This window comes from Streptomyces hirsutus (genome assembly GCF_001418415.1).
Classification (GTDB): Bacteria; Actinomycetota; Actinomycetes; order Streptomycetales; family Streptomycetaceae; genus Streptomyces; species Streptomyces hirsutus.
Genome location: NZ_LIQT01000091.1, coordinates 1 through 14,039, shown reverse-complemented (window position 1 = coordinate 14,039; position 14,039 = coordinate 1). Strand labels below are relative to the sequence as shown.

Annotated in this window: 12 protein-coding genes and 1 pseudogene; 6 read left to right on the top strand and 7 right to left on the bottom strand. The window is 71.3% G+C overall.

Translation table 11 applies throughout. The features are described from left to right. Positions 1-32: 32 nt before the first annotated feature. Complete coding sequence (locus tag AOK11_RS08015; RefSeq protein WP_063793440.1) at positions 33-1,004, top strand: glycoside hydrolase family 5 protein; 972 nt, start codon at positions 33-35, stop codon at positions 1,002-1,004. A 132-nt stretch (positions 1,005-1,136) separates the two neighbouring features. Here the strand turns inward: AOK11_RS08015 and yicI are convergent, their stop codons facing one another. Beyond that, positions 1,137-3,410, bottom strand: coding sequence for an alpha-xylosidase (gene yicI, locus AOK11_RS08010; protein WP_055592947.1), 2,274 nt, complete (start codon positions 3,408-3,410; stop codon positions 1,137-1,139). A 319-nt stretch (positions 3,411-3,729) separates the two neighbouring features. On the opposite strand from yicI, the gene AOK11_RS08005 reads away from it, so the two are divergent. From AOK11_RS08005 to AOK11_RS46665, 5 genes and pseudogenes are all read left to right on the top strand, one after another. Beyond that, complete coding sequence (locus AOK11_RS08005) at positions 3,730-5,004, top strand: ABC transporter substrate-binding protein (protein WP_055592946.1); 1,275 nt, start codon at positions 3,730-3,732, stop codon at positions 5,002-5,004. Continuing rightward, on the top strand, positions 5,001-5,954 hold the full coding sequence (locus tag AOK11_RS08000; protein ID WP_055592945.1) for a carbohydrate ABC transporter permease: 954 nt from the start codon (positions 5,001-5,003) through the stop codon (positions 5,952-5,954). Before AOK11_RS08005 ends, AOK11_RS08000 begins: the two co-directional genes overlap by 4 nt. Positions 5,955-5,959: 5 nt before the next feature. Next, positions 5,960-6,802 carry a carbohydrate ABC transporter permease gene (locus tag AOK11_RS07995; RefSeq protein ID WP_055592948.1) on the top strand — a complete coding sequence of 281 codons (843 nt, stop codon included), beginning with the start codon at positions 5,960-5,962 and terminating at the stop codon, positions 6,800-6,802. A gap of 32 nt (positions 6,803-6,834) precedes the next feature. Next, positions 6,835-7,143: pseudogene (locus AOK11_RS44595) on the top strand (family 1 glycosylhydrolase); the annotation flags it as partial. Positions 7,144-7,174: 31 nt separating this feature from the next. Further along, a complete protein-coding gene (locus tag AOK11_RS46665; protein WP_420902975.1) occupies positions 7,175-7,312 on the top strand; it encodes a family 1 glycosylhydrolase in 138 nt (45 codons plus the stop codon). Positions 7,313-7,432: 120 nt separating this feature from the next. On the opposite strand, the gene AOK11_RS07990 is transcribed toward AOK11_RS46665, so the two are convergent. The 6 genes from AOK11_RS07990 to hypB all read right to left on the bottom strand — a co-directional run bounded on the left by AOK11_RS07990 (position 7,433) and on the right by hypB (position 13,996). Continuing rightward, positions 7,433-8,098 carry a CBS domain-containing protein gene (locus AOK11_RS07990; RefSeq protein ID WP_055592944.1) on the bottom strand — a complete coding sequence of 222 codons (666 nt, stop codon included), beginning with the start codon at positions 8,096-8,098 and terminating at the stop codon, positions 7,433-7,435. 212 nt (positions 8,099-8,310) lie between these two features. Next, complete coding sequence (gene hypE, locus AOK11_RS07985; protein WP_055592943.1) at positions 8,311-9,378, bottom strand: hydrogenase expression/formation protein HypE; 1,068 nt, start codon at positions 9,376-9,378, stop codon at positions 8,311-8,313. Beyond that, complete coding sequence (hypD, locus tag AOK11_RS07980; protein ID WP_055592942.1) at positions 9,371-10,561, bottom strand: hydrogenase formation protein HypD; 1,191 nt, start codon at positions 10,559-10,561, stop codon at positions 9,371-9,373. The genes hypE and hypD overlap by 8 nt, the downstream gene beginning before the upstream one ends. Further along, positions 10,558-10,863 carry a HypC/HybG/HupF family hydrogenase formation chaperone gene (locus AOK11_RS07975; RefSeq protein ID WP_055592941.1) on the bottom strand — a complete coding sequence of 102 codons (306 nt, stop codon included), beginning with the start codon at positions 10,861-10,863 and terminating at the stop codon, positions 10,558-10,560. The genes hypD and AOK11_RS07975 overlap by 4 nt, the downstream gene beginning before the upstream one ends. Before the next feature lie 53 nt (positions 10,864-10,916). Beyond that, the gene (gene hypF, locus AOK11_RS07970; protein WP_055592940.1) at positions 10,917-13,304 is read right to left on the bottom strand and encodes a carbamoyltransferase HypF; all 2,388 of its coding nucleotides are present in this window, start codon (positions 13,302-13,304) and stop codon (positions 10,917-10,919) included. Further along, the gene (gene hypB / locus AOK11_RS07965) at positions 13,301-13,996 is read right to left on the bottom strand and encodes a hydrogenase nickel incorporation protein HypB (protein ID WP_055592939.1); all 696 of its coding nucleotides are present in this window, start codon (positions 13,994-13,996) and stop codon (positions 13,301-13,303) included. Before hypB ends, hypF begins: the two co-directional genes overlap by 4 nt. Between the last annotated feature and the right edge of the window lie 43 nt (positions 13,997-14,039).

The following is a 14,039-nucleotide window of genomic DNA, read 5'->3' as shown; positions in this document are numbered from 1 at the left end:
GGGCAGGCCGCCACCCCCCCCGTACGGAGACAGTGAACTCCCAGGCCACCACGGCCGCGGCCGACTCTCCGGTCGCCGCCAACGGACAGCTCGAGGTCTGCGGCACCAAGCTCTGCAACGAGCACGGGATCCCGGTCCAGCTGCGCGGCATGAGCACGCACGGAACCCAGTGGTACGCACAGTGCCTGACCGACGGCTCGCTCGACGCCCTCGCCCACGACTGGCGGGCCGACGTCCTGCGCGTCTCCACCTATGTGCAGGAGGGCGGCTACGAGACCGACCCCGCCCGCTTCACCGACCTAGCCGACTCCCTGATCCGGGAGGCGAGCGAACGCGGCCTGTACGTGATCGTCGACTGGCACATGCTCAGTCCCGGTGACCCGAACCTCAACCTCGAGAACGCGCGGCGGTTCTTCACCGAGATCGCCCACCGCAACCAGGGCCGGAACAACATCCTCTACGAGATCGCCAACGAGCCCAGCGGGGTGAGCTGGCCGGCGATCAAGGGCTACGCGGAGCAGATCATCCCGGTCGTCCGGAACATCGACGCGGACGCCCCCGTCCTGGTCGGCACCCGCGCCTGGTCCTCGTTCGGAGTCTCCGAGGGCGCCGACGAGGCCGAGGTGGTGAACAACCCGGTCCACGCCTCGAACATCATGTACACGTTCCACTTCTACGCCGCCTCGCACCGCGACGAGTACCTGGCGGCCCTCTCCCGCGCGGCCGACCGGATCCCCGTCTTCGTCACCGAGTTCGGCACCCAGAACTACGCGGGGGAGGGCGCCGACGACTTCGCGATGTCCCAGCGGTATCTCGACCTGATGGCCGAGAAGGAGATCGGCTGGGTCAACTGGAACTTCTCCGACGACCACCGCTCCGGTGCCGTCTTCACCACCGGCACCTGCGACAGCAACGGCCCCTGGGCCGGCACGGCGTCCCTGAAGCCAGCCGGAGTCTGGGTCCGCGACCGTGTCCGGACCCCGGACGGCTTCCCCGCCGCCTGACCCGGCCACTCGGCCCAACCGTTCGACCCGGCCCCGCGCCGGACCCGCCGTGCCCGTCCCGCCCGTCCGAGAACCTCTTCCGGGCGGGCGGGACGCCACCGGTCTCCCGCAGGGCCGGGACCCCGGCCCCCGTCACCCCAGCGGCACCGTCACCTCGCCCGCTCCCCGGACCTCCGGCCCGCCCGCCACGCGCACCGTGAACGGCCGCTCGGTGCCCGACGCGGTGACCCGCAGGACGTCGCCGTCGCGTACGACCCGGAAGGACGCGGCCCGCGCGCCCGTCGTGTCGGGCACGGTGACCTCGGACTCGTAACGGGGCGAGGCGGACGGGTGGACGAGCAGGACCGGCGCGTCCAGCCAGTCGCCGTCCGGCCGCGCGTCGTCGGAGGCCAGCGGCAGCACGGCGCCTTCCCTGACGTACAGCGGGAGGCTGTCGTAGCCGTGCCGTTCGGTGCGCCAGCGCGGGCCGGTGACCGTCTCGCCGCTCAGCAGATGGGTCCAGGTGCCCTCCGGCAGGTAGACCTCCACCTCGCCGCCCGTGTCGAACACGGGGGCGACGAGCAGATCCGGGCCCAGCATGTACTGGCGGTCCAGCTGACGGCACGACGGGTCGCCCGGGAACTCCAGCACCATCGGCCGCATCATCGGCACCCCGGTGTCGTGCGCCTCGACGGCGGCGCCGTACAGGTAGGGCATCAGCCGGTGCTTGAGCAGGGTGAACCGCCGGGCGACGTCCACCGCCTCGTCGCCGAACTCCCACGGCACCCGGTACGACGTGGAACCGTGCAGCCGGCTGTGGGAGGACAGCAGACCGAAGGCGAGCCACCGCTTGAACACCGAGGGGTCCGGCGTGCCCTCGAAACCGCCGATGTCGTGACTCCAGAAACCGAACCCGCTCAGCGACAGCGACAGACCGCCCCGCAGCGACTCGGCCATCGCCTCGAAGGACGACCAGCAGTCGCCGCCCCAGTGCACCGGGTACTGCTGCCCGCCGACGGTCGCGGACCGGGCGAAGAGGACGGCCTCGCCCTGCCCGCGCTCCTTCTCGAGAAGCTCGAACACCGTCCGGTTGTAGAGCTGCGTGTAGTAGTTGTGCATCCGCTCGGGGTCCGAGCCGTCGTGCCAGACCACGTCGGTGGGGATGCGCTCGCCGAAGTCCGTCTTGAAACAGTCCACACCCTGGTCGAGCAGGGGTTTCAGCTTCGACTGGAACCAGGCCCGGGCCTCGGGGCTGGTGAAGTCGACCAGGCCCATGCCGGCCTGCCACAGGTCCCACTGCCACACGTCGCCGTCGGTCCGGCGCACCAGGTGCCCGAGAGCGGCGGCCTCGTCGAAGAGCGGCGACTTCTGCGCGATGTACGGGTTGATCCAGGCGCTGATCCGCAGGCCCTTCTCCTTGAGCCGGGCCAGCATGCCGTCCGGGTCCGGGAAGACGTCGGGATCCCACTGGAAGTCGCACCACTGGTACTCGCGCATCCAGAAGCAGTCGAAGTGGAACACCGTGAGCGGGATGCCGCGTTCGGCCATGCCGTCCACGAACGACGTCACCGTCTCCTCGTCGTACGAGGTGGTGAACGAGGTGCTGAGCCACAGGCCGAACGACCAGGCCGGCGGCAGGGCGGGGCGGCCGGTGAGGGCCGTGTAACGGGTGAGGACGTCCTTCGGGGTGGGGCCGGCGACGACGTAGTACTCCAGCGCCTGGTCCTCGACGCTGAACTGCACCTGGCCGACCGACTCCGAGCCCACCTCGAAGGACACCGCACCGGGGTGGTTGACGAAGACGCCGTAACCGCGGGACGACAGGTAGAACGGGATGTTCTTGTAGGACTGCTCGCTGCTGGTGCCGCCGTCGGCCTGCCAGACGTCGACCGTCTGGCCGTTCTTGACGAACGGCGTGAAGCGCTCGCCGAGGCCGTAGACCTGCTCCCCGACACCCAGTGCCAGCCGGGTCAGCATGTGGTGCCGCTCCCCGTGGCCGGTGGTGACGAAGGCGGTGTTCCTGGCGTCCGCACGGGTCAGCTCGCGCCCGTCGGCGTCGTGGAAGGCGAGCGCGAAGGGGCCGGACCCGTCGAGGCGGAGCGTCAGCGGACCGCTGGTCAGCTCGGTCACCGGGCCGTCCTGGCGTACCGTCCCGGCGCCGTCGGCGTCGCCGCCCAGGGCGAAGTCGGGCCCCGGCCGCCGCTTGCCCGCGTGATGGGTGACGCGGACACCGATCACGCCCTCGGCGGGGGAGGAGCACTCGACCGTGACGAGCGGTGCGTTGAGGGTGTCGCCCCTCCGTGCCACTTTCCGTACGGAGGCGTAGGTGGTGAAGCGCTTCGATTCCGGGCGCACCTCGCGTACCTCGGTGGCGTACGAGATCTGGACACCGTCGCGGATGCGCCAGAAGCCGTCGGTGAACTTCATGATCTTCCTCGATGGGGGAGAGGGCGATGGCGGGAGGAAAGCGGTATTTGACCAGGAACTATGACAGGTTCAAGGGTTTCTGTCACGCCCTGGCGCAGGGAGACCGCGCTGCCGGGGGGCTAGCGCGACCGGTGTCCGTTGGCGTATTAGTAATCAGGAAAAACAAATTACACCCCACCTCGGAGCCGAGTTTCCCACGAGCAGGGTCGACTCATCGTCGAAGCGCTTCACCAGCTCGGATTCCCCTTCGGCCGCACCCCTCCCACGAGCCGCCCGGCCCGGCGGAACGCCGAGCCGGGCCCACCCAAGGGCACCCACCGTGACAGCACATCCTCCGGTCGCCGCACAGCGTGGTCGGCACCGTCCGCGCAGAGCCGTCACGTCCTTCGCCGCCGTCGCCGCCCTAGTCGCCGGGGCGGCACTCACCGGCTGCGCACAGCAACGGGACAGTGATGTGTACACCGTGATGAACTCCTCGACCGACGAGTCCTACCACCGCTGGGACGCCGAGGCGATGGCCCGCTGCGGCAAGCAGCTCGGTCTCCGCATCGAGCAGCAGAGCGTCCCCGCCGCGCAGGTGATGACGAAGGCGCTGCGCATGGCCTCGTCGAGGTCGCTGCCCGACATCGTGCAGTTCGACGCCTCCGAGATGCCGACCTTCGCCGAGGCGGGCGGACTCGTCGACCTGCGCACCCTCGGCCTCGAAACCGACGAGATCCCCCGGGGCATCGTGGAGTTCGGCTCCTACCGGGGCACCTACTACGGCGCGGCCCGCTCCGTGAACACCCTCGCCCTCTTCTACGACAAGGACATCCTGGACCGGGCCGGCCTGGAGGTCCCCGCCACCTGGGACGAACTGCGCGACACGGCGAAACGGCTCACCGAGGGCAAGCGCTACGGCCTGGCGCTCAGCGCGGGCGGCGCCGAGGACGGCGTCTTCCAGTTCACGCCCTTCATGTGGTCCAACGGCGGCGACGAGACCCGGCTGGACGGCCCGCAGGTCGTCGGGGCGCTCGACTACTGGAAGGCGCTGCTCCAGGACGGTTCGCTGTCCAAGTCCACCGTCAACTGGACCCAGGCCGACGTCAACGACCAGTTCATGGCCGGCAACGCCGCCATGATGATCAACGGTCCGTGGCAGGTCGAGACCCTCAACACCGACAAGTCCCTGCACTGGGGCATCGCCCGGATCCCCGTCCCGAGGGCCGGCGACGCCTCGGTGGGACCGCTCGGCGGCGCGGTGCTCACCGTGCCGAAAACCGGTGACGAGGACCGCGAGAGGACGGCCGGCCGCATCGTCGCCTGCCTCGCCGGCGAGAAGGAACAGCTCACCTACGCCCTGAACAGCTGGATGGTCCCGGCCCACGAGAAGGCCGCCGCCGTCTGGCGCGACCGCGTGCCCGAACTCGACGCGCTGGCCGACCAGGTCGCCGAGGCCCGCTCCCGCACCGGCAGGCTCGGCGCCGGCTGGTCCTCCGTGTCCCTCGCGCTGCAGAGCGCCTTCCAGTCCGCCCTGACCGGCCAGTCCAGCGAAGCCGCCCTGAAGCGCGCCCAGCAGCGGGCCGAGAGCGGGAACCGAGGTACGCGCCCATGACCACGTCCACCGCCACCGCCGCGGCCTCCACGACGGCACCCGGGAAGGCGGCCGCTCCGGGCCCGGCCCGGCTGCGCCGCCGGCGCCGGCTCGCCCAATGGGGCTTCGTCGCCCCCGCCGTCGTCTTCATGCTGCTGTTCTTCGGCTATCCGCTCGTCCGCAACGTCGTGATGAGCTTCCAGCACTACACCCCGAAGACGTTCTTCACCGGCCAGGCGCCCTTCAACGGCACCGACAACTGGTCGGCCGTCCTCCAGGACGCCCTCTTCGGCAAGGCGCTGTGGCACACCCTCGTCTTCACCGCGGGCTCCCTGCTCGGCCAGTTCTGCATCGGGCTCGCGCTCGCCGTCTTCTTCAGCCGCAGGTTCCCCCTGAACGGCGTCCTGCGGTCCCTGATCCTGCTGCCCTGGCTGGTGCCCATGGTGGTCTCCGGCATCGTCTGGCGCCGCATCCTCGACCAGGACACCGGCGTACTCAACACCTTCCTGGGCACCCTCGGCCTCAGCGGTGACACTCCTTGGCTGACCAGCCCCGACATGGCCCTGCTGTCGGTGATCCTGGTCAACATCTGGATCGGCATCCCGTTCAACATGGTCATCCTGTACGGCGGCCTCCAGGAGATCCCGAGAGAGCTCTACGAGGCGGCCTCCCTGGACGGCGCCTCGGCCTGGCGCGCCTTCCGCTCCGTCACCCTGCCCATGCTGAGACCGGTGATCACGGTCGTCCTCGTCCTCGGCTTCATGTCGACGGTGAAGGTCCTCGACCTCATCCTCGCCCTCACCGACGGCGGCCCCGCCGACGCCACCCAGACCCTGGGCACGCTCACCTACCAGAACTCCTTCGTTCAGCTCGACTTCGGAGCGGGCGCCGTCGTCGGCAACGTCCTCATCCTCATCTCCGCGGCGTTCGCCGTGTTCTACCTGCGGGCCAACCGCACCGACGGGAAGTGACCGACATGGCCGCTCACACACCCGCCCCCGCCGCACCACGCGCACGGGGACGCCGCCTGGGCTCCACCGTGGCGGGCCTGCTCGTCCTGGGCGTCATGCTCTTCCCGCTCTACTGGATGCTCAACACGGCACTCCAGCCCGAGTCCGGACTGCTCCAGGTCGACCCGGTACCCGGCAGTCCGGACCTGTCCGGATTCTCGAAGGCCATCAGCGACCAGGGCGGGCACCTGCTCACCTCACTGGTCGTCTCCCTCGGCGCCGTGGCCATCTGCCTCGCCGTCTCCGCACCCGCCGCCTACGGGCTGGCCCGCTTCGGGCTGCGCGGCAGCCGCGCCATCGTGTTCGGCACCCTCATCACCCAGATGGTGCCGGGCATCGTCATCGCCAACGCGCTCTACAACTCCTACGTCGACCTCGGCCTGGTCAACTCCCACTTCGGCCTGATGCTCGCGGACGCCTCGCTCGGCATCCCCTTCTCCATCGTGCTGATGCGCGCCTTCATGCTGTCCGTCCCGGGAGAGGTCGTCGAGGCCGCGCAGATCGACGGCGCCGGCCCGCTGCGCACCTTCGTCCGCGTGGTGCTGCCGATGAGCCGCAACGCCCTGATCACCTCGGGCCTGTTCGCCTTCCTGTTCTCGTGGAGCGACTTCATGTTCGCGCTCACCCTGAACACCACCGACGACGTCAAACCGATCACCCTGGGCATCTACCAGTACATCGGCGCCCATGTCGGCGACTGGGGCGCGGTGATGGCGGCGTCCGTGCTCTCCGCCGTGCCCGCGGCGATCCTGCTCGTCCTCGCCCAGAAGTACATCGCGGCCGGCATCACCGGAGGCTCCGTCAAGTGACCACCGCACGCCCCGAGGAGAACCCCCGGCACATGTCCGACCTCCCGACCTTCCCGCCCGGATTCGTCCTCGGCGCCGCGACCGCGTCCTACCAGATCGAGGGAGCGGTCCGGGAGGACGCGGTCGCGGCCCGTCGATCTGGGACACCTACAGTCACACCCCCCGGCCCGGTGGAGGGCGGCGACACCGGAGACGTCGCCTGCGACCACCACCACCGCTACCCCGAGGACGTCGCCCTGCTGCGCGACCTGGGCGTCGGCCCCCACCGCTTCTCCGTCGCCTGGCCGCGCGTCGTGCCCGACGGCAGCGGACCGGTGAACCCCAAGGGCCTGGACTTCTACGGTCGACGTACGCGGCTACTACGTCTGGTCCCTGTTCGACAACTTCGAGTGGGCCCACGGCTACGGCAAGCGCTTCGGCATCGTCCGCGTCGACCACGACACCCAGCGGCGCATCCCCAAGGACAGCTACCACTGGTACCGGCGGACGATCGCCGCACAGCGCCCCTGACGGACCACGGACGGCAAGCGACCGCACCGGGGCCGTCCCGTCACGCGACGGCCCCTTCCGGCTCCCGGTACCGGGGCCGACCTCGGCGGGCCCTGTCCGGCCCTGTCGGACCGCCGCGGGTCAGCCCGCCCGCGGCGGGTCGCCGTCGGCGCCGGCCTCGGGCACCGTACGGAACTCCACGTCGACGACTCCGTCGACGTTGCGGCACAGTTCCTCGAGTTCCTCGGCCGTCGCCCGGGACGACAGCTGCCCGATGAGACTGACGTGACCGTGCGTCACATTCACCTCGACGGCCGAGGGCGCCTCGCCGAGCGCCCGCACCAGCACGTCCTCGACGATCTCCGTACGGATCGCCCGGTCCTCGCGCACGAAGACGCGCAGCAGGTCGCTCCTGCTCACCACACCCCTCAGCCGCCCCGCCGAATCGACCACCAGCAGCCGCTTGATCCTGTGCTGCGCCATCATCCGGGCGGCGTCCACCACGCTCCAGTCCTCGGCGGCACACAGCGCGGGCGACGTCATCAGCCCGGCGGCATCGGTGGCCCACGCCTTCTCCTGCTGGGGCACCACGCCCGGCTCCCCGGCATCGCTCTCCTGCCGACCCCACATCTTGTGCAGCAGATCCGCCTCGGACACCACGCCCACCGGGCGGTCGTCGGCGTCCACGACGGGAACGGCCGTGATGTCGTACTCGAGCAGCAGGTGCGCGATCTCCTTGAACGGCGTTGCGCCCTGGATCCGGACGACCGCACCGCTCATCACGTCGCGCACCTTCTGGTGGCTCATCGTGGTGGTTCCTCTCTGCTGCCGGCGCAAGACCGATGTAGGGACGACCCCTGTGCGCCTGAGGCCGTCACCAACATCATTGTCGGTCGGAACGCGTGAGCGGAGAAATGACGGAGGCCCGCGACGGCAGTGCCGCCGACGGGAGGGGCCACAGACACCGGTCCGGCCCCCGCCCGTCATGACGCACGAGGAGCGGGGGCCGATCGGCGCGGTCAGCAGATCCGCGGGAGCTGTTCTCCCATCGGCATGTCCACCACACGGGTGCCGCCGAGTCCGGTCCGCGCGACGACCATGCCCGGATGGTCCGTGACCGCCTCACCGATGATCGCGGCCTCGGAACCGAGGGGGTGCGCCTTCATCGCGGCCAGGACCGCGTCGGCGTGCTCCCGGGGCACGAAGGCGACGAGCTTGCCCTCGTTGGCCACGTACATCGGGTCGAGTCCCAGCATGGCGCAGGCACCGGCCACGGGCGGCGGCACCGGAACGGCGCGTTCCTGGACGACGACCCCGCAACCCGAGGCCGCGGCGATCTCGTTGAGCGAGGCGGCCAGGCCGCCTCGGGTCGGGTCGCGCAGCACACGCAGGTCCGACGTGACGGACAGCATCGCGTCGACGAGTCCGCCGAGCGCCGCGCAGTCGCTCTCGATCCCGACCTCGAACCGCAGGTTCTCGCGCTCGCTCATGATGGCCACGCCGTGGACGCCGATGGCGCCGCTGACCACGACGACATCGCCGGGGGTCACCCGCTCCGGGCGCAGGTCGACCCCCGCCGGGACCAGGCCGATGCCCGAGGTGTTGATGTAGACGCCGTCACCGTGCCCCGCCTCCACGACCTTGGTGTCGCCCGTGACCACGCGCACTCCGGCCGCCCGGGCGGCGGCACCGAGCGCCTCGGCCACGCGGGAGACGGTGTCGAGTTCGACCCCCTCCTCCAGGATCAGGCCGCACGACAGGAAGGCCGCGCGCGCCCCGCTCATGGCCAGGTCGTTGACGGTGCCGTTGACGGCTAGGTCACCGATGCTCCCCCCGGGGAAGAACAAGGGCCGGACGACGAAGGAGTCGGTGGAGAACGCGAGCCGCGCACCGCCGAGTTCGACCACGGCGGAGTCGGTCAGCGCGGCCTGCACGGGCCCGCCGAGCCCCGGAAGGACGACCTGCTCGATCAACTCGGCGGACATGGCGCCGCCCCCGCCGTGGCCCATCACCACGCGCGGCCGGTCGCGCACCGGCGCCGGGCAGGTCCAGGAGAGCAGGTCCGGGCGTGCGGTGGTGTCAGACAACGGAGCTGTCCTCCCGGTTCGGGACCCGCACGGCCGTCGTGCCGCCGGCCGTCGGCGCGCCGGCCGGCGACGGGCGGGAGCCGGGGCGGGCCGGCAGGTCCAGCCGCCGGTACAGGTAGTACGCGGCGCAGGCGCCCTCACTGGAGACCATGGTGGCGCCGAGCGGCGTGCGCGGGGTGCACGTCGTCCCGAACGCCTCGCACTCGTGCGGTTTCAGCAATCCCTGGAGCACCTCTCCGCTGCGGCACTCGGCCGGTTCGAGCGTGGTGATGTCCCCGACCTGGAAGCGGTGCTCGGCGTCGTAGTCCCGGTAGCGCGCCGACAGGCGCCAGCCGCTGTCCGGGATGACCCCGATGCCGCGCCAGGCGCGATCGGCGACCTCGAAGACGTCGTCCAGCATGGCCCGCGCGGCGGGGTTGCCCTCGGGCGGGACCGCCCGGGGGTAGGCGTTGTCGACCGTGTGCTCCCCCCGCTCCAGCTGCCGCACGGTCCGCCGTACGCCCTCCAGGACGTCCAGCGGCTCGAAACCGGTCACCACGATGGGCACCCGGAACCGCTCGGCGAGCGCCGGGTACTCGGCCGTTCCCATCACACTGCACACATGTCCGGCCGCCAGGAACGCCTGCACCCGGCAGTCCGGCGACTGCATGATCGCCTCGATCGCGGGCGGGACCCGGACGTGCGAGACGAGCAGGCTGAAGTTGCGGATGCCGCGCCTGCGGGCCTGGTGCACCGTCATGGCGTTGGGCGGCGCCGTGGTCTCGAAGCCGATGCCGAAGAACACGACCTCCCGGTCCGGGTTCTCCTCCGCGAGCCGGAGTGCGTCGAGCGGGGAGTACACGACGCGCACGTCACCGCCTTCGGCGCGGACCTGGAACAGGTCACGGCCCGAACCCGGGACCCGGAGCATGTCGCCGAAGGAACAGAAGATCACCTCCGGTCGCGAGGCGATCTCCAGCGCCTTGTCGATCACCTCCAGCGGCGTCACACACACCGGGCAACCCGGTCCGTGAATCAACTCCACTTCATCGGGAAGCAGTTGGTCGATGCCGTGCCGGATGATGCTGTGGGTCTGGCCGCCGCACACCTCCATCAGCGCCCACGGCCTGGTCACCGTCGCCCTGATGTCGTCGAGCAGCCGCGCCGCCAGATCGGGGTCCTGGAACTCGTCGATGTACTTCATCGCTGCACCTCCCGGCCGAGGCCGTCACTGTCGCCGGCCTGTGCGGCCTGCTCCCATGGATCGCCGAACTCCTCCTGCAGCATGCCGAGGTTCTCGAACAGCTCCAGGGTCCGGTGGGCCGACTCCTCGTCCAGCCGCTGCAGGGCGAAGCCGACATGGACGATGGCGTACTCGCCGACCCGCAGGTCGGGCAGGTACTCCAGGCACACCTCCTTGACCACCCCGCCGAAGTCGACGGTGGCCATCCGGGTGCCGTCCCGGTCCTCGACGCTCAGCACTCTGCCGGGTACCGCCAGGCACATACGTGTCTCCTCACTTGTCGTGGCTCGTGGCTCGTGGTTCGGGCCCGCGCCCGTCACCCGGTCCCGGCTCGCGCCCGGGCGCCCACCACCATCTGTCCGAGGGCCAGTCCGCCGTCGTTCGGCGGGACTTCGCGGTGACGCAGCACGGTGAAACCGTCCGCGCGCAGGTCTCGGGCGCAGGCCGAGGAGAGCAGCGTGTTGGAGAACACGCCGCCGGTCAGCGCAACCGTCCGCAGACCGGTGGCCTCCCCGGCCGCGGCGCACACCGTCCGCACCAGGCGGGCGACGGCGAGATGGAAGCGAGCGGCGATCACCCCCACGGGCACGCCCTGCTCCACGTCCTCGACGACCGCGGCCAGCAGGGGCCCCGGGGCGGCGGTGAGCGGCGCGGTGCCCGGGTCCGGACGCCCCTCCAGGCGGAAGACGTAGCGCGGGTCGTCGGCCACGTCGCCGGCGGCCACCGCCGCCGCCTCCAGTTCGATCGCCGGCTGCGCCTCGTATCCCGTGTGCTGGCAGACCCCCGCCAGCGATGCGACGGCGTCGAAGAGCCGGCCCATGCTGGATGTCGGCACACAGTTCAGTCCTTGCGCCAACTGGGCACCCAGGAGAGTAAGTTCAGCGGGCGGGCAGGCGGCCGTGCACGGCAGGCCGGGGCCGGCGGCGATGCCCGCCGCGTGCAGATGCGCCAAGGCCATGCGGTACGGCCGTCGCACCGCCGCGTCGCCGCCGGGCAGCGGTACGTAGGCGAGATGCGCGAACCGCTGGAATCCGTCGTAGTCCGCGACCAGGAACTCGCCGCCCCACACGGCGCCGTCGTCCCCGTACCCGGTGCCGTCGTAGGCCACCCCGATCACCCGGTCGCCGGCCGGTACGCCGTGCTCGGCCATTACGGCGGCGACGTGCGCGTGATGGTGCTGAACCCGGACCACCGGGCGGCCCTCGGCGTGCCGCCGGGCCCACGCCCCCGACCGGTATCCCGGGTGGCCGTCGGTGACCAGCACCGTCGGACGCACACCGGTCACCGACTCCAACTGCCGCTCGGCACGGCCGAAGGCCCGCTGCGTGGCCAGGTCGTCCATGTCCCCGACATGGGCGGACAGCCAGGCCCTGTCGCTCTGCGCGAGGCAGAAGGCGTTCTTCAGATCGCCGCCGACGGCGAGCGCGGGGACCACCGGCACGGGCAGGGTGACCGGCAGGGGGGCATAGCCGCGTGAGCGGCGCAGCACCAGCGGCTCGCCGTCACAGACGCGGACCACGGAGTCGTCGCAGGGCACATGGATGGGGCGGTCGTGCGTGAGCCAGGCGTCGGCCAGACCGGCCAGCCGTTCCAGGGCGTCCTCGTCGTCCGTGACGATGGGTTCCCCCGACACGTTGCCGCTCGTCATCACCAGCAGACGCGGTGCTCCCGCGGGCGCCACCGCATCCGCGGTCCCCAGCAGCAGGTGATGCACCGGGGTGTACGGCAGCATGACGCCGAGATCGGGACTGCCCGGCGCGACGGCGTCGGCGGGAACGAGCATGCGGGACGTCGCCCGGACGCCGGTGCGCCGGCGCATCAGGACGACGGGCCGCACCCGTCCGGTGAGCAGCTCCCGTTCCGCGGCACTCATGTGCACCAGGTGCTCGATGTCCCGCACGTGCGCGGCCATCAGCGCGAACGGCTTGTCCCCGCGGGCCTTGCGGCGGCGGAGCGCGGTGACCGCCTCCGGCCGCGTGGCGTCACAGGCCAGGTGGTAGCCGCCGATGCCCTTGACGGCGAGGACGGCTCCCGCGGCGAGCAGGGAGCGCGCCCCGGCGACGGGGTCGTCGCCGGGAGACGCGGTGACCCCGGGGCCCGCGACGAGCCGCAGACGCGGACCGCAGGACGGACAGGCGACGGGCTGCGCGTGGAACCGCCGGTCGGCGGGATCGTGGTACTCGCGGGCGCAGTCGGGGCACAGGGGGAAGCGCGCCATCGTCGTGTGCTCACGGTCGTACGGCAGGCCGGTGACGATGGTGAAACGCGGCCCGCAGTGCGTACAGGTGACGAACGGGTGCCGGTGGCGCCGGTCGGCGGGGTCGCCTAGCTCGGCCAGGCAGTCGTCGCAGGTCGCCGTGTCGGGCGCGACCAGCGTGCGGACGGGATCGCCGGCGCGGGACGGGACGATGCGGAACCCGCTGTCCGCGACGGCGGCGATCCCGGTCGTCTCCACCGATTCCACCACCGCGAGCGGGGGAGCGTCGGGCAGGAGGCGGGAGCAGAACAGATCGACGGCCGCGGGCGGACCCTCGACCTCCACGACCACACCGTCGCCGGTGTTGGTGACGTACCCGGTGAGCCGCAGATCGGTGGCCATCCCGTACACGAAGGGGCGGAAGCCCACCCCCTGCACCACGCCCCGTACGACGACGCGGGCGCGCCGCACGGCGGCCGCCACGTCGGCGGGCGGGAGGGTGCTCACGCCTGCGCCCGGGCCATCACCGGAGCGTGAACGGCGTTCCCCTCGGCCGCCGCGAGCGCCCGGTCGACCAGGACACCGGCCCCCTCGCCGGTGCGTGCGGAGGTGAGCACCACGTCCACGCCGGGGTTCACCTGCTCCACGTGGGCGCGGAAAGCGGCCTCGTCGAACTCGGCGGGCCCGGCGAGATCGGACTTGGTGACCAGCACCAGCTGGGCGAGACCGAACGAGGTGGGGTACTTGAGCGGCTTGTCCTCACCCTCGGTGACGGAGGCGAGGACCACGCGCAGCGACTCCCCGAGGTCGTAGGAGGCCGGACAGACGAGATTGCCCACGTTCTCCACGAACAGCAGACGGGTGCCCTCGGGCAGCCAGTCGTGCAGATGCCCGGCGAGCATGTCCGCCTCCAGATGGCACAGCCCGTCGGTGAGCACCTGCTTGACCGGGACGCCCGAACGGGCCAGGCGCAAGGCGTCGTTCTCGGTGGCGAGGTCCGCGGTGAGGGCCGCGGCCCTGATGCCGCGCTCCCGGGCCAGCAGCAGTTCACGCTCCAGCAGGGCCGTCTTGCCGCTGCCGGGGCTCGACAGGAGGTTGACCACCGTCGTCCCCCGGGCCGACAGTTCGGTGCGCAGAATGCCTGCCGCCATGGTGTTCTTGGCGAGCACGGCCTGCCGGAGGTCGACTGTGCGGCACATCATCAGCTCTCCTTGTGAAGGGTTGCAGGGGCAGGGGCAGGGG

Excerpts from the sequence above, each read along its gene's own strand:
- yicI (WP_055592947.1), bottom strand. The coding sequence starts at position 3,410 with ATGAAGTTCACCGACGGCTTCTGGCGCATCCGCGACGGTGTCCAGATC.
- AOK11_RS08000 (WP_055592945.1), top strand. The coding sequence starts at position 5,001 with ATGACCACGTCCACCGCCACCGCCGCGGCCTCCACGACGGCACCCGGG.
- AOK11_RS07995 (WP_055592948.1), top strand. The coding sequence starts at position 5,960 with ATGGCCGCTCACACACCCGCCCCCGCCGCACCACGCGCACGGGGACGC.
- AOK11_RS07990 (WP_055592944.1), bottom strand. The coding sequence starts at position 8,098 with ATGAGCCACCAGAAGGTGCGCGACGTGATGAGCGGTGCGGTCGTCCGG.
- hypD (WP_055592942.1), bottom strand. The coding sequence starts at position 10,561 with ATGAAGTACATCGACGAGTTCCAGGACCCCGATCTGGCGGCGCGGCTG.
- AOK11_RS07975 (WP_055592941.1), bottom strand. The coding sequence starts at position 10,863 with ATGTGCCTGGCGGTACCCGGCAGAGTGCTGAGCGTCGAGGACCGGGAC.
- hypB (WP_055592939.1), bottom strand. The coding sequence starts at position 13,996 with ATGTGCCGCACAGTCGACCTCCGGCAGGCCGTGCTCGCCAAGAACACC.